Origin of the sequence: Hominimerdicola aceti (genome assembly GCF_025567495.1) — a bacterium.
GTDB lineage: Bacteria > Bacillota > Clostridia > Oscillospirales > Ruminococcaceae > Hominimerdicola > Hominimerdicola aceti.
The window spans coordinates 37,042-56,811 of the sequence record NZ_JAOQJZ010000014.1 but is presented as its reverse complement, the minus strand read 5'-3'; the positions used below and the strand labels follow the sequence as shown (position 1 = coordinate 56,811).

The following is a 19,770-nucleotide window of genomic DNA, read 5'->3' as shown; positions in this document are numbered from 1 at the left end:
AGCCCATATTTTCCACGATATTTTACATATCTATCCACAAAATCACCCACGCAAAAAAAGAACGCAGGCACAAGCCAGCGTTCCCTTTTTGAAGTATATGAAGTATATATGGAGAAAAAAGTATATGTGTAAATTTCATCTTTTTGTCTTTCTCTTGTTGTGTTTATATGATACTCCGCCAATGTGACAGTTTTATGATAATGTGCTGAAAACTAATACACAAAAAAATAAGTGCAAAAAAACGCCTGCCATATGACAGACGTTTTCTCTTAGTTTAAGTAAATTACTCAGCCTGAGGTGCTCCTACAGGGCAAGTACCTGCGCAAGAACCGCAGTCGATGCACTCGTCAGCGTTAATAGCACACTTACCGTCAGCCTCGGAGATAGCTCCTACTGGACATGCGTCCATGCAAGCGCCGCAGCCGATGCACTCATCACTAATCTTATAAGCCATTTTCACAGACCTCCTTGCATAAATTCTACAAGTATCATATCAAATACTATACTTATATAATAACACATTTTCTGAAAAAATCAAGAGGTTTTCGGCATTTCATAAAAATTTCACATAGATTTTAAGTGATTTTTCGGTTAGTATTCACTAATCAGCTAGATGCTTGCCAATTCCTGCTGTGAGATAAGTGCAAATCCTGCTTCACTCAAAGCTTCCAGAGCGGCTGTAACGTTCTCTACTCTAAGGATAAGATAAGCCGTGTTTTCCTTAGTGTTTATGAATGCAGAATACATATACTCAACGCTGATGTTGTCATTGTAGAGAGCCTTCATTGCTTCTGAAAGTCCGCCTGGGCGGTCATTTATCTCCACTGCAAGCACCTGAGTGGTGGTAACGGAAAAGCCCTCTGTTTTCAAGGCTGAAACTGCTTTTTCAAAATCGTCAACGATAAGTCTGAGAATACCGAAATCCTTTGTGTCAGCAAGGGACATTGCACGGATATTCACATCATTATCCCCAAGTATTTTTGTAACGGCAGACAATCTGCCAGGTCTATTTTCAATAAAAACCGAAAGCTGTTTTACTGTCATAAAATTACCCCCTGTCTTTTAGACAAGCTTTCTCTTGTCGATAACTCTTACTGCCTTGCCCTCAGAACGTGGAATGCTCTTTGGCTCAACAAGTCTTATCTTCGCCTTGATGCCAAGGATATTATGGATATCGTTTGATATCTTCTTTTCAAGATCCTCGATAGACTTGACAGTATCAGAGAACATATCGTCATTAAGCTCGACTCTTATCTCGAAAGTATCAGAATTGTTCACCCTGTCAACGACTATCTGATAGTTAGGGCTTGCTTTTGATATCTTAAGAAGCACTGACTCTATCTGAGATGGGAACACGTTTACGCCCTTAATGATGAGCATATCGTCGCTTCTGCCCATTGGCTTGCACATTTTGACGAGAGTTCTGCCACATGAGCATTTCTCTCTTGTAAGAATACAGATATCTCTTGTTCTGTATCTCAGCAGAGGGAAAGCTTCCTTTGTGATACTTGTGAATACAAGCTCGCCCTTTGAGCCTTCAGGAAGCACCTCTCCTGTGTCAGGGTCGATTATCTCTGCGATAAAGTTGTCCTCATTGATGTGCATACCAGACTGTGCTTCGCACTCGAAAGCTACGCCAGGACCGCTTGTTTCTGTCAGACCATAGATATCGTAAGCCTTGATGCCAAGAAGATTCTCTATCTCGTGACGCATTTCCTCCGTCCAAGGCTCAGCACCGAAGATACCAGCTTTGAGTGTAAGATCTTCTGGCTTTATGCCCATTTCCTTTACAGTTTCACCTATATAAGCGGCATATGACGGAGTACAGCACAGGATAGTAGAACCTAGATCCTGCATGAACTGTATCTGTCTTTCTGTGTTTCCTGATGACATCGGCAGAGTAAGACAGCCCACCTTATGAGAGCCGCCGTTAAGACCTGCTCCGCCTGTAAAAAGTCCATAGCCATATGCAACGTGGCAAACGTCGTCTTTTGATCCGCCTGCGGCAACTATAGCTCTTGCACAGCAATTTTCCCAAAGGTCGATATCATGCTGAGTGTAGAAAGCCACAACTCTCTTGCCTGTGGTTCCGCTTGTAGAATGTATTCTCACGCACTCTGAAAGCGGCTTTGCAAGCAGACCGTAAGGATAAGCCTCACGCAGATCAGCCTTTGAAAGGAACGGCAGCTTGTGCAGGTCCTCAATGCCGTGGATATCATCAGGCGTTACGCCCTTTTCTTCCATAAGCTTCTTGTAGTATGGCACATTGTCCCAGACGTGCTTGACCTGCTTGACAAGTCTTTCGCTCTGGAGCTTTTTCATGTCCTCGTGCGCCATGCACTCGATCTCTTCGTTCCAATATTTTCCCATTGGAACACACCTCCTGTTAAAATGGTTTCGGTCATATTACTCGGGTATCAACTTTGCACAAGTATCATACGCCGTACATATCTTCAAGCATTTTTATGCCAGCCTTCGTTTTGAACACCTTATCCCGAAAGCTTTTTATGCTCTCTTTGGACAGACTGTCCTCATAAGCGTTCACAAGAAAATCAGCCTCTAAAAGTATCTGCCAGTCAAGCCCCTGGGCGCCCTCATAGGTGTGGTGATGTGCGATAAGAAAGCACACCCTGTCTATGATATCCTCGTCAAAGTCAAGCTCTCTGAGCATTTTTTGTGCAGGCTCAGGGCCTAGCTGCTCCTGCAATTTGCCTCCGCAGTGACCCTTTCCGTATCTCTCCTCCGCAGGCTTTATGCCGATATCATGCACCGCTGACGCAACATCAAGACAATACATAGTGCGGATATCAAGTCCCTCTGCCCTGCCGATAACACGGGCAAAGGTATGTACCTTTATAAAGTGCTGTATACGTTTCGGGTCGCCAGCGAAAAACTCGGTCATTTTTATGATAAGACCGCTTATCTCGTCCATTATTTTACCTCTCTGCCGAGAGCGAACGCCTTCTTGTTCAGTTCAAGGAACTTTGCAGGAACGCACTGCTCAAGAGCCTTCTGCCATACGTCCTCATCAAAAGCCATTTTAGTTGACACAACGCCCATGAGAACAACGTTTGAAGCCTTTGCAGTACCAGCCTGCTCCGCAAGTGCCAGTGCGTCAACAGCGATAACGTCAACGCCCTCTGCTTTAAGCTTGCCTATGATATCCTCAGGATAAACAGCCGCACCTGTGATAACAGGCATTGGGTCTATCTGCTGAGTTGAAGTGATGATATGTCCGCCCTTCTTGAGATATGAAACATATCTTGCGGCTTCAAGCTGTTCAAAGCTGATGATGATATCAGCTTCGCCTTTTTCAACTACCGGCGAGCATACCTCGCTGCCGTACTTAACGTATGTAACAACAGAGCCGCCACGCTGGCTCATTCCGTGTACCTCGCTGACCTTTACATCAAAGCCCTGTGAAAGAAGCACGTTTCCTATTATTCTTGACGCAAGCAGAGAGCCCTGTCCGCCTACGCCCACTATCATAATTGATCTTGTTTTCATTATTTACACCTCGAAATATATGTTATCATTAGTCGCATATCGCACCGAGCTTACACATTTCCTTGCATATGCCGCAGCCTACGCACTGTGTATGGTCGATAACGCACTTGCCGTCATGGATAGATATAGCAGGACAGCCTATCTTCAGGCACTGCTTACAGCCAACGCACTTATCCTTGTTTACCTTGAGCGGTGGATTGTGCTTTACATATTTAAGAAGTGCGCATGGACGTCTTGAAATAATAACGCTTGGTTCTTCCTTGGCAAGCTCTTCCTTGATAACAGCCTCTGTTTCAGCCATGTGATATGGGTCAACGACTCTTACGCTCTTGATACCAAGTGAATGGCAGAGCATTTCAAGGTCAACGGCATAAGCAGGGTCGCCCTTAAGGTTTTTACCAGTTGTAGGGTTCTGCTGATGACCCGTCATACCTGTGATAGAGTTATCGAGAATGATAACAGTTGAATTTGTGGAGTTATATGCAACGTTCACAAGACCTGTCATACCGCTGTGCATGAATGTAGAGTCACCGATAACGGCAACAGACTTCTTCTCAGCCTCTGCGCCTCTTGCCTTGTTGAAGCCGTGAAGTCCGCTGATAGAAGCACCCATGCAGATAGTTGAATCCATAGCACAAAGCGGTGCTGTTGCGCCGAGAGTGTAACAGCCGATATCGCCTGATACCATAACGCCCAGCTTATGCAGGCAATAGAACAGACCTCTGTGAGGACATCCCGGACACATAACAGGAGGTCTTACAGGCACGTTATCCTCAAATGTGATATACTCATTCTTCTCGCCAAGTATCTTTTCAGCAACGATAGTCTGTGATATCTCGCCCATAAGGCTGAAAAGCTCCTTGCCGATAACGTTCACGCCGTTCTTTTTGCAGTGTGTTTCGATAACATCGTCAAGCTCCTCGATCACATAGACCTTTTCGCACTTTGCGGCAAAGTCCTTTATTATCTGAATTGGCATTGGGTTTACGATACCGAGTTTGAGATATGACGCCTTGTCGCCCAGAGCCTCTTTAGCATACTGATATGAGATACCGCTTGTGATAACGCCTATCTTTGTATCGTTCATCTCTACCTTGTTGAGGGGTGAAGTTTCGGCATAATCAGCGATAGCCTTCATTCTTGCCTCAACAACAGGGTGACGGCGGATAGCGTTACCAGGCATCATAACATACTTCTGGATATTCTTTTCATATGGGATATTCTCCCTTTCCTCTCTCTCGCAAAGCTCAACGGCTGACTGAGAGTGAGAAACTCTGGTGGACAGTCTTACGATAACAGGAACATCGAACTTTTCAGAAAGCTCGAAAGCAGCCTTAGCAAACTCCTTGCACTCCCTTGAATCGGAAGGCTCTATCATCATTGTCTTAGAAGCGATAGCATGATGACGTGAATCCTGCTCGTTCTGTGACGAGTGCATACCAGGGTCATCGGCGACAGCTATTACCATACCTGCCGTTACGCCTGTGTAGCCTGCTGTGTAAAGAGGGTCAGCGGCAACGTTAAGACCAACGTGCTTCATTCCGCAGAAGCTTCTTGCACCACCTATAGAAGCGCCAAGAGCCACTTCCATTGCCACCTTTTCATTAGGCGCCCACTCAGCATATACCTCGTCATATTTTGCAACAGCTTCTGTTATCTCAGTTGACGGAGTACCAGGGTAAGATGATACAACCTTACAGCCTGCCTCATACAGACCTCTTGCAAACGCCTCGTTTCCAAGCATTAGTTTTTTCATACAATAAATCTTTCCTTTCACTGCACCGACCATTTTTTCGTGGTCGGTAGAAATAAACAATAATTAAAATAGACATAAGTAATTATACCACAAATATCACCAAAATGCAACAGCTTTTTTGATTTAAAGCACCAATAGAGTGTTATAAAAAGTTTGCTTACGGCAATTTTGTCAGTTTGCATAAAATATCAAGGGAGCTTCTGTGCAAAAATTTATGCCAGCTTACACGTTTTGAGCAACAAAAAATAAATCGCCGCCAGGCGATACCATAATTCCTCATTCCTCACTCCTCATTCCTCATTCTTACCTCCTCACTTGTTAAAAAAATTGTACTTGAAAAAAGAGCATAAATGTTGTATAATAAAAAAGTATACTTATATTTACGTTCGGAGGATATACATAATGAAAAAATACACACTTGACGAGGTCTACACAGCCGATATGACAGCGTTTCAGAGAGAAAGATATAACAGAGTTGCAGATGAATTTGAAAAGCTTTTCGGTGAAAAGCCAACTGCTTTTTTCTCAGCTCCAGGCAGAACTGAGGTAGGCGGCAACCACACCGACCACAACTTCGGCTGTGTTCTTGCGGCAGGCGTTTCACTCGACGTTATTGCCGCTGTCGCTCCTGACAACGAAGAGAACGTTATTACAATAAAGTCCGAGGGCTTCCCAATGGACACTGTGAACGTTGATGACGACACTATCTACGAGGAGCAGAAAAACACATCAGCGGCACTTATAAGAGGTATGTCCGCAGGCTTTAAGAAGAATGGTCACAATGCCGGGGGCTTCAAGGCTTATGCCACTTCAAACGTGCTCAAAGGCTCTGGACTTTCTTCATCTGCGGCTTATGAAGTGCTTATCGGCACTATCCTCAACGGTCTTTACAACGAGGGCGAGGTTTCTGCTGTGGAAATAGCTCAGATAGCTCAGTTTGCGGAAAATGTATATTTTGGCAAGCCGTCAGGTCTTATGGACCAAATGGCTTCATCAGTAGGCGGATTTATCACTATCGACTTTGCTGACGAAAAGCACCCTGTTATCGACTCTGTAAAGTTCGATTTCACAAAAAGCGGTCACGCACTGTGTATCGTTGACACAAAGGGCAACCATGCCGACCTCACCCCTGAGTATGCGGCTATCCCAGCGGAAATGAAGTCTGTTGCGGCTTTCTTCGGCAAAAAGGTGCTGAGAGAGATAACAAAGGAACAGCTTCTTGAAAACATCTGCGCCGTTAGAGAAAAGTGCAGTGACAGAGCTGTGCTTAGAGCGCTCCACTTCTTTGACGATAACGAGAGAGTCGGCAAGGAAGCTTCCGCACTTTCAGATGGCGACTTTGACGCTTTCCTGAGCCTTATCAATGAATCAGGCGATTCATCATTCAAGTATCTTCAGAACATCTATGCTTCTTCTGCACCAAACGAGCAGGGTCTTTCACTTGCTCTGTATCTTGCAAAGCAGGCTCTTGGCAGTGAGGGTGCTTGCAGAGTTCACGGTGGTGGCTTTGCAGGAACTATCCAAGCGTTCGTACCCGAAAAGAAGCTTGAAGCTTTCAAGGATGAAATGGAGAGAGTATTCGGTGAAGGCTCGTGCTATGTGCTGTCCATAAGACCTGTTGGCGGCGTGCAGATCGACCTTTAATATAGGAGTTGTCATGAAAAATCCATTTGCAGGCTTGAAGAAAAAGCAGGTGAAGTTGCAGTTTTCCACCTGCGGAGAGATAATGATAGACGGACTTCCCTTTGCTTTCGGAGTGGAGAGTGCAGGGAAAGCGTCAGACAAAGGGCTTTGCGTTTCGATATCTGGTGAAGCTGTCAATGACGGACGTGTTACCTTTTCAAATCTTGAATACTACGAAAACCATGGCGGAAAGATAACCCTTGTGAAGCATGGCTTTTCACTTGTCACCAAAAAGGACGGCAAGAAAATTTATCAGGCGAAGTTTACCAAAATACCTATCACCGAAAAGGACACCTCAGTGCTTTTCAGAAAGCTCACCGAGGAAGAGGTCGTCCAACGGCTCAACTGCGAGATAGCTTTTAAGGTGACCCCTCATTTCAGCGGTGAGGACACACCCGAAGTCATGCTCACAGTTTATCCTTATGAAAATATGCTCACAGGGTCGGCTGTGCAGTGGCTAAAGGTCACGTCTGACAAGGACTATTTTCTGCACAAATATTCTAATAAATAACAGGAGAGTTTATTCCATATGAGAATGAGAAGAAAGAAAAATCTTGAGGCACGTCTTGAAGCCTGCGGAGATTATATTTTATATCTTGACCGTGACGAGAAGAATTTTCAGGACAAATCAAACAAACAGCTTATTGACTTTGAGAAGATATTCGGAAACAGCAATTCCCTTGTGCTGGAGATAGGCTGTGGAAAGGGTCAGTTTGCAAGAGAGATAGCAAAGAGAAATCCTGACAAGAATTTCCTTGCAGTAGAAAAAAGCAGTAATGTTATAGTTGACGCCGCACAAATGGCTATAGACGAGGGCATACCGAACCTGAGATTTGCAAGGGGCGAGGCTGAATATCTGGATTGCTTTATCCCCGAAAAGTCAGTGGAGTGTATCTATCTTAACTTTAGCTGTCCGTATCCTAAAAATACATATGCACGTCATAGGCTCACATACCGAGCTTTTCTTGAAATATACAGACGTATTCTTGTGGACAGTGGCGAGATATACCAAAAGACCGACAATATGCACTTCTTTGAGTTCTCCTTGGAGGAGTTCTCTGCGGCAAATTACGGACTTAAAAACATTTCTCTCGACCTTCACAACAGCGGCTTCGAGGGCAATATCGTAACGGAATATGAGAAGAAATTCTCAGACATGGGTATGCCTATCTACAGATTGGAGGCGTTCGTAAAATAATGAGCGAGCAGATAAATCCAATTGTCAGCGAGAAAGATATGGGTGCTGACGGCAAGCTTCGCAAATGGTCAACAGGCAGAAAAGTCAAGTGGATAATTTGGATAGTCATAATCTTAGCAGTAGCACTCGGCTTCTGGCATCAGCACTATATGCGCTCTGACAGCCAGATAAAAGCCGTTTTCGATGACAATAAGGCTAACTTTCAGACCACTGCGGAGTTTATGATAGAAAGCATTTCATGCGAAAAGCCGACACTACCAAAGGGCAAATGCTCCATTAAATCGCTCACTGAAAACAATGCCTGCAAGTCTGTGAAGAAAGAGCTTGAGGAGCTGGAGCGCAGGAACGTTACATACATCGACAGCGACGGCTTGACAGTGAAATTTTATACCATTTATGACCATTACTATATTTACCGCTCACCCATAAGCTCATCAGGGGGCGAGGATAACCTCGGTGACGGGTGGTCTTATGTAAAAACAAGTAAAAGCTGATTTTTTTATGGACGAAAAAATTATTTTTCGTCCATTCTTTTATGCAATCAAACGGTCTTTACATTCGTGTTATAGATGAAAGGCTTTTCAAAACAACAAAGGAGGTGACAGCTTTGACAAGAGATATTGACTACATAGTTGACAAATTTTCAGACGATATCTACCGAGCGGCACTGGCAGTCACAGGCAGCGTTCACGAGGCGGAGGATATAGTCAGCGAGGTCATAATAAAATATTTCACAAGGCAGGGTGAGCTTTTCTTCAATGATGACGAGCATCTTAAAGCGTGGCTGCTGAGAACGGCGATAAATCTATCCAAAGACCTGCTAAGGTCGGCAGGCAGACGTCTGCGTGCAGAAAATGAGGTAAGTGCAAGCAGCGATTTTTCATCACCTGATATGCAGATAGATGTGCAAAACGCTATAAACAGGCTGGATAAAAAATACAGGATAGTGCTTTATCTTTTTTATTATCAAGGCTGCAAGACCGATGAGATAGCCGACATTTTGGGAACAAGCAAGGGCACGGTCACATCAAGGCTGAAAAGAGCAAGAGAAAAACTAAAGCTTTCACTTTCAGACTACGAAAAGGAGATGAGCGTATGAACGAAAGAGATATAAAGAATTATTTTGCAAACGCAAGCCTATCGGAACAAAAGAAAGATCAGCTCAAAGAAACGCTCAAAAAGCGTTTTCCACAACAAAACGGAGATATAAATACGGATACTTTCACACCACAAACCGAGCCGACACAGCCTGCCATAGTCGCAAGACACAAGGGTGCAAAGGTAGTTGCGGCAGCGGTGGCAGTGGCGCTTGTAATGTCAGGCGGAATTTACATGACAAGAAATATCCATGACTACGAGCCGAACGCAGGCACAGCTCCACCTGCAAACAGCAGTGTATCCGGCGATACAGGTACACTGCAGTTGTGTTCAGCAGACTTTATAAAGCTTGCAGACACAGTGCTTGAAAGCGCAAATTCTACGGTAGGAAATCTCGACATAATACAAAACAGCCCTGCATACTGCGATATAGTCTACAGCGGCAACTATGACGAAAATATCGAGGGCAAGGAACACAGCACAAGGTATTACGTTGACCTGCTGGAGAAAACCGACAGCGGACTTCCAAGCGTGGATTTTTTGACAGATGATAACAGCTATGAGCCAAATTCTTTGGTAATCGATATCCTGTCGGAGATAAAAACCCTTGATGAGGACGCTTTTAACAAGGCGGTGAATTGCAGAATAGAAGCCCATATTGAGAATAACAACTGCAAGATAACCATTTCAGACAGCGATAACAGCGTTTCTCTCAAATACGGAAGCGGCGAAAGCTTCACTGAAAATGCCAAAATTATAGCTCAAACCCTCAAAAATGACCTGCTGGATATCTATGACGAAAGCTCTATGAAAAACCCAGACAATGCCATTTTTAGCTACTCCCCTGCTGACTATAATTATTACAACGATATCATGAACAGCAACAATACAACAGAATATGTAAAGTCAGACTATGCGCAAAATGGATATATCACAAACGAAAGTCTGAACCTCCTGGCCCTGAATATCGTCAACGATTCGGACATACAGTTCAATATGGCGACAGATTATTTCACTGTGGATATGTTCACAAACAGATTTACTCTGTATAGCTACGCCAATGACGGAAGCTGGGCGGTGTATGATTCCGCTCCGTTTTCAAGCACCAGCACTGTGGAAGCTGACCCGTCAGCCACGGCGCAGTATATTTTTGAAAAGGCGCAGGCGCTTGTAACAAAGTATAACACCAGCGGCAAGAAGCTTCACTTTGACAATGTGACCTCACTCGACCTTGCGAAAGAGCTTGCAATGTCGTATGTGCCAGATATGGACAAAGAAGATAACATCACGCCGGAGCTTTTCGCATATGGACTTTGGGTAGAAACTCTGCCATATGACAAAGAGTCCAGCTCCTATGATTTATCCGGACTTGACTTTTCAATATACTTTGAAAAGGATAAGGACGGCAGTGCATATGATGTAACCCAGGTGGATGTCACAGTTGAGGGGGATATGGTTTATTCATACACCACTGATGAGCATGACAGCGTTGAAACTTATGACCAAAATGACAGTGCATTATCTTAACAAAACAATGTTGGTAGCTCGGTTGCTCACTAAACAAAGGTAGAGTTACCGAGCCACAAAATAAAAGCTATGCTCCAAGATAGAGTAGCGAAGTAAAAAAAGAAAAAAAGTGACCTGCAAAGTTAATTGCAAGTCGCTTTTCTTTATGCAATAATATTTATCTGCAAATTAGTTGTTGATGAGCTTCTCGTCATCATTGTTCCAGCTGTAGAGCTTTCTGATCTCCTTACCAACCTTCTCTGAAGGATGCTCAGCGTGGAGCTTTCTCATAGCCTTGAAGTGTACCTGTGAACCTGCGTCAGACATATCAAGGAGGAAGTCCTTAGCGAATGTACCGTCCTGAATGTCAGAAAGAACCTTCTTCATAGCCTTCTTAGTGTCCTCAGTAACGATCTTTGGACCTGTGATGTAGTCGCCGTACTCAGCTGTGTTAGAGATAGAATATCTCATGCCCTCGAAACCTGACTGATAGATAAGGTCAACGATAAGCTTCATCTCATGGATACACTCAAAGTATGCGTTTCTTGGGTCATAACCAGCTTCGCAAAGTGTTTCAAAACCAGCCTGCATAAGTGCGCAAACACCACCGCAGAGAACTGCCTGCTCACCGAAGAGGTCTGTTTCTGTTTCTGTTCTGAATGTTGTCTCAAGAACACCTGCTCTTGCTCCACCGATACCAAGTGCATATGCAAGTCCGATATCCTGTGCGTTGCCTGTTGCGTCCTGCTCAACTGCGATAAGGCAAGGTGTACCCTTACCAGCCTGATACTCAGAACGTACTGTGTGACCAGGAGCCTTAGGTGCGATCATGATAACATTGACATTCTTTGGTGGTACGATGCAGCCAAAGTGAATGTTAAAGCCGTGTGCGAATGCAAGAGTCTTACCCTCTGTGAGGTATGGCTCGATAGATTTCTTATAAAGTGCAGCCTGCTTCTCATCAGGAATAAGGATCATGATGATGTCAGATGTCTTTGCAGCTTCCTCAGTTGTCATAACTGTAAGACCCTGCTGCTCAGCCTTTGCCCAGCTCTTAGAACCTTCGTAAAGACCTACTACCACGTCAACACCGCTCTCCTTAAGGTTGAGTGCATGAGCGTGACCCTGTGAACCGTAACCGATAATGGCAACTCTCTTACCCTTGAGTACGTTAATGTCGCAATCCTGCTGATAGAATATTCTTGCCTGTGCCATTGTTAATTCCTCCAAATTCAGAAATTTAAGATTTATTTTATGTAGCCTTTCGGCTATATAATCAAAGTTTATTTGCCTGCATTGAATGTGTCAGAGCCTTTCTCTATTGCGATAGTGCCTGTTCTTACCATTTCGATTATTCCGTAAGGTGCTATGACCTCCTCAAATCTGCAAAGGTGAGCGTAAGTGTCGCAAAGCTCCAATGTCATTGTCGTAAGCGTTATATCCATGACCTTAGCCCCTGTGATATCCGCAATAGTCATTATCTCACTGCGTCTGTTTGCGACCGCAGACACCTTAACTATCATAAGCTCTCTTGCGAGATACTCATTAGCCTCAAATGTCTTTACCTTGATAACCTCGATAAGCTTATTGAGCTGTTTCTCGATCTGCTCAACTGTATGCTCGTCACCGTCAGCAACTATCGTTATTCTTGAAACGTCAGGGTCATGAGTCGGACCTACTGCAAGGCTCTCGATATTGAACCCACGTCTTGAAAACAGTCCGGAAATTCTTGATAGAACACCGCTGTGGTTTTCTACAAGAACTGAGATCGTATGTTTCATAAATCAACCTCCATAAGGAAACCTTTCCTTGTTTATTTATTATATCAGCTTATTATTAAGATTTTTTGAACGCAAACGCTATATACTGTAAACGCTACAGATAGTTAAAATATTGGCCTTATAATGTTGGCATATCCTTATCCACAACGACTTCAACAAGGCAAATGCCTTTATGTTCAGCAAGCATTTCGATGCCCTTTTCCATAGTATCATCGTCATAAACTCTCATTGCAGGTATGCCATAAGCTTCTGCTAGCTTGATAAAGTCAGGAGAGCCGTCAAGAAAAACTGCTGTCTGTCTGTCATGATAGCCGTTTGTCTGAAGCTCTCTTACCATGCCAAGGCGGTTGTTTGTCATTACTACCACCTTTATATCAACACCGAACTGAACGGCTGTTGCAAGCTCCATGAACGACATCTGAAAAGCTCCGTCACCGCATATAGCAACTGTTGCTCTGCTGTTGTCAGCCATTTTTGCACCTATTGCCGCAGGCACAGAATAACCCATCGTACCCATGCCGCCTGAGGTAAGAAGTCTGCCCTCTTTGCGGAACTTATATTCAGTGCAAGTCCATATCTGATTTTGTCCAACGTCTGCCACAACAGTAACATTGGCAGGCATTTTCTTTGCAAGCCTGTCGATAAACACCCTCGGATTTACAGTACCCTTTGCAGGCTCAACATACTTTCTTTCGCCACCAAGGGTCTTGATGTGAGCTATCCACTCATCGTGCTTCATAGGCTTTGCAAGCTCCGTCATTTGCTGTAAAACAAGCTTTGCGTCGCCAACGAGAGGCAGGTCAGCACCGATATTCTTGCCTATCTCCGCAGGGTCGATATCTATATGTATTATCTTAGTAGTTTTCTCCAGAGCCAAAGGTGTTTTAACGGCTCTGTCGCCAACTCTTGCGCCCACAAGGAACAGCACGTCGCACTCGTTCACAGCGGCATTTGCCATTTTAACACCGTGAGTTCCTATCATGCCGCAGAAAAGCTGGTCGTCATCAGGGAAAACAGAAATGCCCATCATAGTTGTGATAACAGGTATCTGCATAAGGTCGGCAAGCTCTCTTATCTCGTTCTCAGCGTGAGCGGCAAAAACACCTCCGCCAATACAGATAAGCGGCTTCTCAGCCTCTTCCAACGCCGCCATTACACGCCTTACCTGAACGTAGTTGCCCTTTGTGGTAGGCTTATAGCTTCTTATCTCGCACTTTTCAGGGTACTCAAAGTCGATAACAGCTTTCTGAACGTCCATAGGGATATCAATAAGCACAGGACCCGGTCTGCCCGTGCCAGCTATATAGAAAGCCTCTTTGAACACTCTCGCAGTGTCCTCAGGGTCTTTGAGAAGATAGCTGTGCTTAACGAACGGCTCAGCCGAGCCTGTAATGTCAGCCTCCTGAAAAACGTCAGAGCCTATCTGATCGGTATTCACCTGACCTGTTATGCACACGATAGGTATAGAATCCGCATAAGCGGTAGCAATAGCAGTAATAAGATTAGTTGCACCCGGACCCGATGTAGCGATACAGACCGCAGGCTTACCTGAAATTCGTGCATAGCCGTTAGCCGCATGACCACCGTTAGCTTCCTGTCTCACAAGCACCTGCCTGATGTCGTTTTCAGCATCCAGCAAAGCGTCATAGAAAGGACAGATAGCAGCTCCGGGATAGCCAAAGACGACTTTTACGTTCTCAGCTTTCAAACATTCAACCATAGCCTGACTTACAGTCATCTTCATAATAAAGTCGCCTCCATAAAAAATTTCTGTATAAATTATCATATAAAGTGATAAAACATACAAAGCTGTGATTTATTATACCATATTTATAAGATTTCGTCAAGTATCGTTAGCATACGAAGGAATATTTATGCTTCAAAAAAATTTCGCAAAAAAATTTGAAAAAAGGGTTGACAAGACAGATGAACTGTGCTATAATAATTAAGTCGCTGAGAGAGAACGACACAAAAACAAATAATTAATGTGGACAGGTGTCCGAGTGGTTTAAGGAGCTGGTCTTGAAAACCAGTGATACGGCAACGTACCGTGGGTTCGAATCCCACCCTGTCCGCCACATTTTTTATATATACAGGTTTGCGGATTTACCCAAGTGGTGAAGGGGCTCCCCTGCTAAGGGAGTAGGTCTGGAAACGGGCGCGAGAGTTCAAATCTCTCAATCCGCGCCAGCAAAAGTTTAAGCTTTTGCTTGTATCCGCTTTACGTTATGTAGAGCGGATTTTTTATTATATAAATACACAAACGCCGCAGAGATGTCTGTCCTCTGCGGCGTTTTTTTATTATGCAAGCCCTGCGGCACTTTTCATTCTGTCTTTGAAGAAATGATCGAATACTGCCACGCACCTTCCCACAAGGAGCATTGCCGCCACCGTTCCGATACCGATACCTATTATCCGCTTGTCAAACAGCAGACCTATCACGCAGGCAATGGCAACACACGATGCGTCAAGTATATTCTTGCCAAAGCCCATGTTCTTTCCAAAGGCTTTTCCTATAGCCTGAGCAAGACCGTCGGCTGGGTTCGGCACGAACTTCATGGCTATCATCATTGACATTCCCGCACCCGTGCAGATTATTGCTGCTGCCAGATACAGCGTGTTTTGCCACAAATGCCCGAAATTGAAATCAAGCAGCTTTGAAAACATATTCAGCAAAATGCTGAACACAATACTGAATGGTATTTGCAGCCAGTCTATAACAGTTCTGTCGCTGCCTTTTATTATCATTTCTATCACAACGAACAGTGCATATGTAGCAAAAGTCACAAGAGAAAAATTCACGTCCCATATACTCGATATGGCAAATGGCACTGATATAATAGTGGATACACCTAGCCCTGTTTTGATGTTCATCGTTATCCCTGCGGCAAGTATCACAAGCCCCATGGCATATATAGCCGCCCTTGCGGCATAATTCTTCTTTTCCAAACCAAATTCGCCTCCATACCAATTATACCACCTTCATCACACTTTTTCAAGAGCGCAAAAAAGCTGCCGTACCAAAAGGCACAGCAGCTTTTATACTATATAATAGTATCAGAGTTATTGATTATTCCTTTGGACCTGCTGATACAAGAGCCTTACCTGCTGGGTTGCCCTCATACTTAGCAAAGTTCTTAACAAATCTGCTTGCAAGATCCTTAGCCTTTGTCTCCCACTCGGAAGCGTCAGCATATGTGTCACGAGGATCGAGAATTGCAGGATCAACGCCTGGAAGCTCTGTTGGAACTTCAAAGTCAAAGTGTGGTATCTTCTTTGTAGGTGCGTTGAGAATGTCGCCGTTAAGAATAGCATCGATAATTCCACGAGTATCCTTGATAGAGATTCTCTTGCCTGTGCCGTTCCAACCTGTGTTTACCAGGTATGCCTTAGCACCGCTCTTCTGCATCTTCTTAACAAGCTCTTCAGCATACTTTGTTGGGTGAAGCTCAAGGAAAGCCTGACCGAAGCAAGCTGAGAATGTTGGTGTAGGCTCAGTGATTCCACGCTCTGTACCTGCAAGCTTTGCAGTAAAGCCAGAGAGGAAGTAATACTGTGTCTGCTCTGGTGTGAGGATAGATACTGGAGGCAGTACGCCAAATGCGTCTGCTGAAAGGAAGATAACGTTCTTTGCAGCAGGTGCAGAAGAAATAGGTCTTACAATGTTCTTGATGTGGTCGATAGGATAAGATACACGAGTGTTCTCTGTAACGCTCTTATCAGCAAAGTCGATCTTGCCGTTCTCGTCAAGAGTTACGTTCTCAAGAAGAGCATCTCTTCTGATAGCGTTGTAGATATCAGGCTCAGAATCCTTATCAAGGTTGATGACCTTAGCATAGCAGCCGCCCTCGAAGTTGAATACTCCGTTGTCGTCCCAGCCGTGCTCGTCGTCGCCGATAAGAAGTCTCTTAGGGTCTGTAGAAAGTGTTGTCTTACCTGTACCGGACAGACCAAAGAAGATAGCTGTGTTCTCGCCGTTCTTGTCTGTGTTAGCTGAGCAGTGCATTGAAGCCATACCCTTGAGTGGAAGGAAGTAGTTCATCATTGAGAACATACCCTTCTTCATCTCTCCGCCGTACCAAGTGTTGATGATTACCTGCTCACGGCTTGTGATGTTGAACATAACGGCTGTCTCTGAGTTAAGACCAAGCTCCTTATAGTTCTCTACCTTAGCCTTTGAAGCGTTGTATACAACGAAGTCAGGCTCAAAGTTCTCAAGCTCCTCAGCAGTTGGCTTGATGAACATATTTGTTACAAAGTGAGCCTGCCAAGCAACCTCAACGATGAAACGGATAGCCATTCTTGTATCCTTGTTAGCGCCGCAGAATGCGTCAACTACGAAAAGTCTCTTATTTGAAAGTTCCTTGATAGCGAGTTCCTTAACAGACTTCCAAGCCTCCTGTGAAGCTGGGTGGTTGTCGTTCTTGTACTCGTCAGAAGTCCACCAAACAGTGTCCTTAGAATTTTCGTCCATAACGATGAACTTATCTTTAGGTGAACGGCCTGTATAAACGCCTGTCATAACGTTTACTGCGCCAAGCTCACTTTCCTGACCCTTTTCATAGCCTTCGAGTGTTGGCTTTGTTTCTTCCTCGAACAGCTGCTCGTAAGAAGGGTTGTAAACAACTTCTGTAGTTCCGGTGATACCGTACTTGCTCAAATCGATCTTTGACATGTTGCAATAACTCCTTTTCAAAAAAAATATCGTTAATAGGCGCTATAATGAAACAGCACACGCCGGCACATTCATTTTCTTTCCTTATTATTAAGCATAAGCTATACAGAAATTCATCTGACAATTGAAAACACACTGCCAGCATTTCATGCTGTGCTCCTATTACAGCAATATAATTATACCACATATTTTTCTGAATTGCAAGGGTAAACGCAGATTTTGTGAGCTGATTTTTTACATTTCGTTTAAATCTATAACGATTTTTTATGAATAAATGTAATTTCATGGTATAAAATAGATAATAAAAGATATTGACTATTATCAACAGTTAGTCTAAGCTTGCGCGGACGATTTTGCAGTATCGATATAAAATAATTGCATTTTTATGCTTCTTTGCAAAAAAACGCCCCAAATTATGCAGGCAAATTCCGCTTTCCTGCAAACAGAAAAAAGGCAGTCCACAAGGAACTGCCCTTCTCCGAAATATCAACAATAGGGGAGATCTTATTTACTTTTTCTTCTTAGCCATGACCACAGCCGCACCGCTCAGAAGTGCAAGAGCGAATGCTCCTCCAGCAACGCCGGTCGATGGGTTTGTGTTTGAAGCGTTTGAAGCTGCCTTTGAGCTGCTGTCTGACTTGCTGTCAGTTGCCTTGCTGTCAGAAGATGAGCTGTCAGAAGCGGAACTGCTCGTATCTGACGAAGCATCAGAACTGCTTACGCTGTCAGGCTGTGAAGAAGCAGGTGCTTTCTTTACAAGGTTTGCCACAGCGTCATTTATAGCCTTTACCATAGCGTCCACATCAGCCTGCTCTGTGATGTTCTTTGTTCTGTCAATAGCGGCAAGAGCCTTTTCGACTTCTGAGAAGTCCTCATAATCGTCTTTGTTGAGAGCCTTTGCGGCTTCCTCTACCTTGTCAAGCTCTGTGTAGTCTGCTGACTTGTAAACAAGTGCCTCAACAGCGTCGTTTATATCATTTGTCATTTTGTCAACATCTGACTGCTGTGCAAGATCTCTATACCCTCTTAAAGCCTCAACTGCACTGTACAAGTTTGCAACGCTTTCATCTGTGTAGATAGAAAGGTCGGCAGGAATATTACCCAGCACTTCATAAACATCGCTGTAGTCAGCAGGCTCAGCACCGCAGGCAGGAGTATCGTTATTACGCTTAGTCCATACGTTTGATGAGCCGTTGAGCACATTTAAAAAGCTGTCTGTTTTCATATCGTCAATAGTAAGAGAAGCTGCTGATTCCGTATTTTTTGCTGTATTTTGTATGTTGTAGTAGCAATTTTGAATCGTACTTCTATTCATCGTATCTTGCATTGCAAAAGCATAAGCGGAAGAAGAAATATCAGATACAAGACCTGTTGCATAGCAATTCTTTACAGTGCCATAATAGTTATTGCTTGCAGCGTCAGTACCCATGAATGACGCACCAACAAAACTATTGCTTACATCACCCTTTGCATAGCAGTTGCTGATGTTAAGACCTGAGATGTTTCCAACAAAGCCGCCTGCATATTCTGCACCTGTTATATTGCCTGTGGCATAGCAATTTTCTATCAAAGTTTCATCAGTTGTCACTCCATTACCTATTCCAACGAAGCCGCCTACTGCAATGCCACGTCCGTTTCCTGTTACCTCAACAGAAACGTCTGCACCGCAATATTTAGCAGATGAGCCTTTTGCGAGCGTACCAACAAAGCCACCAACATTGCCCTTTTTTGTTGATTCCTCTATCTTTCCGGAAACACGGCTGTGGCTCACTGTTGTACCTCCGTCCTGAATGCCTACTAATCCGCCTATGCTGTTAAGAGCAACATAGCTGCCGTCAGAGCCTGCTTTCATGTCAAGACCGATAACAGTACAATTTACTATATCGCCCATAGAATAACCTACAAGCGCACCTCCCATGCGGAAGCCATATCCACTGCTGTGATTTCCGCCAACATAGTTTATAGAAACATTTTCAAGAACTACGTCCTCGATAGTGCCGCTGGTCGCACCGAACAAGCCGCATACATCGCCACTGTATGGCGATGTTTCTGTTCCAATGGTAAGATTTTTGATAGTATAACCATTTCCGTCAAAGTTGCCAGAGAAAACAAAATATTCATGACCACCCATAATAAGATCCGCCACAGTTTCTCCTACTGGAGTCCACTCTTTTCCACCGAGGTCGATATCCTCTGTAAGCTCAAAGTATGTGTCTGCATATTTTTCACCATATTCCTCTGCGTTCACTCTTTTCGCAAAATACGCAAGCTGTGAGCCAGTAGCTATTTGATAAGGGTCATCTTTTGTGCCTTTTCCTCCTGCAAAAGACTCCGCTATAGAGCCGTCCCAGACCTCTGTACCGTCAGCAAAAACAGAAACAGGCACTAAGCTTGCCGCAAGACCCATCGTCACCAAAAGGCTTAAAATCTTCTTTTTCATTCTAATTCCTCCATTATATTTTTCGGGGTTGATATTTTTTTACTCAGAGCATAGATTTTTCACGATTATTTTAACACAACCCACACACTTGTCAACAAGTTTGACACAAGCCGTCAAAAATCTGCG

General features: G+C 44.1%; 18 protein-coding genes and 2 tRNA genes. 8 read left to right on the top strand and 12 right to left on the bottom strand.

From position 1 onward, the window contains the following. Positions 1–283: 283 nt before the first annotated feature. The 6 genes from OCV57_RS12075 to iorA form a co-directional block, all read right to left on the bottom strand. Positions 284–454: a DUF362 domain-containing protein gene (locus OCV57_RS12075; RefSeq protein WP_022287477.1), complete on the bottom strand. Its 171-nt coding sequence runs from the start codon at positions 452–454 to the stop codon at positions 284–286. Positions 455–609: 155 nt separating this feature from the next. Further along, complete coding sequence (locus tag OCV57_RS12070) at positions 610–1,044, bottom strand: ACT domain-containing protein (protein ID WP_022287478.1); 435 nt, start codon at positions 1,042–1,044, stop codon at positions 610–612. An 18-nt stretch (positions 1,045–1,062) separates the two neighbouring features. Continuing rightward, positions 1,063–2,370, bottom strand: coding sequence for a phenylacetate--CoA ligase family protein (locus OCV57_RS12065; RefSeq protein WP_195551234.1), 1,308 nt, complete (start codon positions 2,368–2,370; stop codon positions 1,063–1,065). A 64-nt stretch (positions 2,371–2,434) separates the two neighbouring features. Then, positions 2,435–2,932, bottom strand: a complete 498-nt coding sequence (locus OCV57_RS12060; RefSeq protein WP_267301739.1) for an HD domain-containing protein — start codon at positions 2,930–2,932, stop codon at positions 2,435–2,437. Further along, positions 2,932–3,507 carry an indolepyruvate oxidoreductase subunit beta gene (locus OCV57_RS12055; RefSeq protein WP_046441561.1) on the bottom strand — a complete coding sequence of 192 codons (576 nt, stop codon included), beginning with the start codon at positions 3,505–3,507 and terminating at the stop codon, positions 2,932–2,934. Before OCV57_RS12055 ends, OCV57_RS12060 begins: the two co-directional genes overlap by 1 nt. Positions 3,508–3,535: 28 nt before the next feature. Then, positions 3,536–5,263, bottom strand: coding sequence for an indolepyruvate ferredoxin oxidoreductase subunit alpha (iorA, locus tag OCV57_RS12050; RefSeq protein WP_117893695.1), 1,728 nt, complete (start codon positions 5,261–5,263; stop codon positions 3,536–3,538). Positions 5,264–5,662: 399 nt separating this feature from the next. Here iorA and OCV57_RS12045 point away from each other — a divergent pair, with 399 nt between their 5' ends. The 6 genes from OCV57_RS12045 (at position 5,663) to OCV57_RS12020 (ending at position 10,769) form a co-directional block, all read left to right on the top strand. Beyond that, entirely contained in the window at positions 5,663–6,907 is a 1,245-nt protein-coding gene (locus OCV57_RS12045; RefSeq protein ID WP_394804285.1) for a galactokinase, read from the top strand. Between the two features lie 13 nt (positions 6,908–6,920). Then, the gene (locus OCV57_RS12040) at positions 6,921–7,457 is read left to right on the top strand and encodes a hypothetical protein (RefSeq protein WP_022287484.1); all 537 of its coding nucleotides are present in this window, start codon (positions 6,921–6,923) and stop codon (positions 7,455–7,457) included. Between the two features lie 18 nt (positions 7,458–7,475). Beyond that, positions 7,476–8,144 (top strand): tRNA (guanosine(46)-N7)-methyltransferase TrmB, encoded by a 669-nt coding sequence (trmB, locus tag OCV57_RS12035; RefSeq protein WP_267301737.1) that lies wholly within the window; start codon positions 7,476–7,478, stop codon positions 8,142–8,144. Then, positions 8,144–8,638, top strand: coding sequence for a hypothetical protein (locus tag OCV57_RS12030; protein ID WP_267301735.1), 495 nt, complete (start codon positions 8,144–8,146; stop codon positions 8,636–8,638). The genes trmB and OCV57_RS12030 overlap by 1 nt, the downstream gene beginning before the upstream one ends. Before the next feature lie 113 nt (positions 8,639–8,751). After that, positions 8,752–9,243, top strand: a complete 492-nt coding sequence (locus OCV57_RS12025) for an RNA polymerase sigma factor (protein WP_117864722.1) — start codon at positions 8,752–8,754, stop codon at positions 9,241–9,243. Next, positions 9,240–10,769, top strand: coding sequence for a hypothetical protein (locus tag OCV57_RS12020; protein ID WP_267301734.1), 1,530 nt, complete (start codon positions 9,240–9,242; stop codon positions 10,767–10,769). Before OCV57_RS12025 ends, OCV57_RS12020 begins: the two co-directional genes overlap by 4 nt. 168 nt (positions 10,770–10,937) lie before the next feature. On the opposite strand, the gene ilvC is transcribed toward OCV57_RS12020, so the two are convergent. The 3 genes from ilvC to ilvB all read right to left on the bottom strand — a co-directional run bounded on the left by ilvC (position 10,938) and on the right by ilvB (position 14,273). Beyond that, positions 10,938–11,963: a ketol-acid reductoisomerase gene (gene ilvC, locus OCV57_RS12015; RefSeq protein ID WP_041337504.1), complete on the bottom strand. Its 1,026-nt coding sequence runs from the start codon at positions 11,961–11,963 to the stop codon at positions 10,938–10,940. Between the two features lie 68 nt (positions 11,964–12,031). Beyond that, positions 12,032–12,529, bottom strand: coding sequence for an acetolactate synthase small subunit (gene ilvN, locus OCV57_RS12010; protein ID WP_022287490.1), 498 nt, complete (start codon positions 12,527–12,529; stop codon positions 12,032–12,034). A gap of 118 nt (positions 12,530–12,647) precedes the next feature. Further along, positions 12,648–14,273, bottom strand: coding sequence for a biosynthetic-type acetolactate synthase large subunit (ilvB, locus tag OCV57_RS12005; protein WP_267301733.1), 1,626 nt, complete (start codon positions 14,271–14,273; stop codon positions 12,648–12,650). Positions 14,274–14,518: 245 nt separating this feature from the next. On the opposite strand from ilvB, the gene OCV57_RS12000 reads away from it, so the two are divergent. Both OCV57_RS12000 and OCV57_RS11995 read left to right on the top strand, forming a co-directional pair. Beyond that, positions 14,519–14,607 (top strand) — tRNA-Ser (locus tag OCV57_RS12000). Positions 14,608–14,629: 22 nt separating this feature from the next. Then, positions 14,630–14,719, top strand: a tRNA-Ser gene (locus tag OCV57_RS11995). A gap of 111 nt (positions 14,720–14,830) precedes the next feature. Here the strand turns inward: OCV57_RS11995 and OCV57_RS11990 are convergent. The 3 genes from OCV57_RS11990 to OCV57_RS11980 form a co-directional block, all read right to left on the bottom strand. Beyond that, a complete protein-coding gene (locus OCV57_RS11990; protein WP_242998826.1) occupies positions 14,831–15,478 on the bottom strand; it encodes a YczE/YyaS/YitT family protein in 648 nt (215 codons plus the stop codon). Between the two features lie 121 nt (positions 15,479–15,599). After that, the gene (gene pckA / locus OCV57_RS11985; RefSeq protein ID WP_186491626.1) at positions 15,600–17,204 is read right to left on the bottom strand and encodes a phosphoenolpyruvate carboxykinase (ATP); all 1,605 of its coding nucleotides are present in this window, start codon (positions 17,202–17,204) and stop codon (positions 15,600–15,602) included. Between the two features lie 508 nt (positions 17,205–17,712). Continuing rightward, on the bottom strand, positions 17,713–19,644 hold the full coding sequence (locus OCV57_RS11980) for a GLUG motif-containing protein (RefSeq protein ID WP_267301730.1): 1,932 nt from the start codon (positions 19,642–19,644) through the stop codon (positions 17,713–17,715). Positions 19,645–19,770 lie beyond the last annotated feature (126 nt).